Source organism: Halorubrum sp. AD140 (assembly GCF_034497445.1).
Classification (GTDB): Archaea; Halobacteriota; Halobacteria; order Halobacteriales; family Haloferacaceae; genus Halorubrum.
Genome location: NZ_JAXRUU010000171.1, coordinates 1 through 1,529, shown reverse-complemented (window position 1 = coordinate 1,529; position 1,529 = coordinate 1). Strand labels below are relative to the sequence as shown.

The window sequence follows — 1,529 nt, the reverse complement described above, 5'->3', positions numbered from 1 at the left end:
ACGCTTGAGGAGGCTCTCGCTACGATCCGTCAGCACCGAGACACGGACCCGGCGACGACCGATATGGACGACACCACGGAGTGACTCGAAATGCCTGATGCTGAGCCTCGGTATAACGTACGAGAGCATACCGGGAATCCCGAGCATGCATCGGTCGACGACGTAGTCGACCTCGTAGTCGAACGGGCACAGAACCCGCGAACCGAACACGACGACGCACATTTCGATACAGCGGTCGCTGCTATCGTCGATAGATACGGAACAGAATCGGTCCGGACAGTCATCCACCGCATCCTCGTCGACGACGAGCCGTTTCGGACCGCCACGAGCGGGCTTGCAATGCGCAACGTCGACGGCGTTCGGATCGGGACGGCAGCCAGCTGGTTCCTCGAGGAGCTGAACACTCAGGACGCCGACTGAGGTTGGCGGGACAGTCACCTCAAGGGCCCGATGTGCAAGCACTGTGCAAACGCCGAAACGGTTATCACTCTATGTGCAGAACTTACACATCAAATGAGCGCAAGCGACGATCCGCGACGGGTCCACTTCCAATCCCCGGAGTATCTCGTCGACCGGCTCGACGCGATCGCGGAGCTCTTCGATAAGGATCGGACGGATCTGCTTGTCGAAGCCATCCGCGAGTACATCGAAGACACAGCCGACAGCGAGACGTTCCAAGAACTCGTCGCGACGAAGTACTATGACGGTCAGCTCGAGTTCGAGACGGTCAAGCAGTTGGTCGGCGCCGAGACGGCCCAGCGGCTCCGACTTCTCAAAGCGGATCTCGAGGACGAGCCACTCGATCTCGCTGCGCCCGAGGACGTCGACGTCTACGATGGTGACGCGACCGCGGTCGAGCCCGCGGCTGACGACGATCGATGAGCGGTCGACGACTGCGAACGGTCGTTGCCGACACCAGCGCGCTCGTCAGTCTCGCGGTTCCCCGAGTCGACGCGGCCGTCGACACTGACACTCCAGACCCGTTCCAGTATCTGCTCACCTCCTGTGAGGTGTTCGTACCACCAGAAGTGGTCGCGGAACTCCGTGAGATCACGCAGTACCAGGATATCCACGCCGCGGCTGCGAACAACGTCCTCGCTGCCCGCAATTACTACACGGTTGAAGACCCCTACAAGCGTGAGGACACACCAGACTCGCGGCCAACATTCGGGCTCGACGACGGCGAAACCGACGGGATCGTCCTCGCGAACGCGCTCGACGTCGACGTGTTTCTCACCGACGAGTTTGGCGGGACGAACTTCCCACTCATCCACGCCGTGCTACAGGGCCCGCGGATCGTCCCGACGCCGCGGCTCATCGTCGACTACGCCCGGAACGGACATCTGAGTCACGAGGCGGCTCGAAGGCTGATTACGACGATTAGCCCGCATCGGAGCTGGGAGAACAGTCCGTACGTCACACAATTGCTCGACCGACTTGAAGAGTAACCGGTCTCCGAGTGGCGACGCCGAGCAGCCAGCGCCGGTGACGACTCCTGAAAGCCTTTGGCCGCTCGGAATCCCGTGACC

Annotated in this window: 3 protein-coding genes; all 3 read left to right on the top strand. The window is 61.5% G+C overall.

Annotated features, from left to right (window positions below):
• Nucleotides 1-90: 90 nt before the first annotated feature.
• The 3 genes from U4E84_RS17085 to U4E84_RS17075 all read left to right on the top strand — a co-directional run bounded on the left by U4E84_RS17085 (nucleotide 91) and on the right by U4E84_RS17075 (nucleotide 1,448).
• Nucleotides 91-420 (top strand): hypothetical protein, encoded by a 330-nt coding sequence (locus tag U4E84_RS17085; RefSeq protein WP_322533302.1) that lies wholly within the window; start codon nucleotides 91-93, stop codon nucleotides 418-420.
• A 93-nt stretch (nucleotides 421-513) separates the two neighbouring features.
• Nucleotides 514-882 carry a hypothetical protein gene (locus U4E84_RS17080; RefSeq protein ID WP_322533301.1) on the top strand — a complete coding sequence of 123 codons (369 nt, stop codon included), beginning with the start codon at nucleotides 514-516 and terminating at the stop codon, nucleotides 880-882.
• A complete protein-coding gene (locus U4E84_RS17075; RefSeq protein ID WP_322533300.1) occupies nucleotides 879-1,448 on the top strand; it encodes a hypothetical protein in 570 nt (189 codons plus the stop codon). The genes U4E84_RS17080 and U4E84_RS17075 overlap by 4 nt, the downstream gene beginning before the upstream one ends.
• Nucleotides 1,449-1,529: the final 81 nt, after the last annotated feature.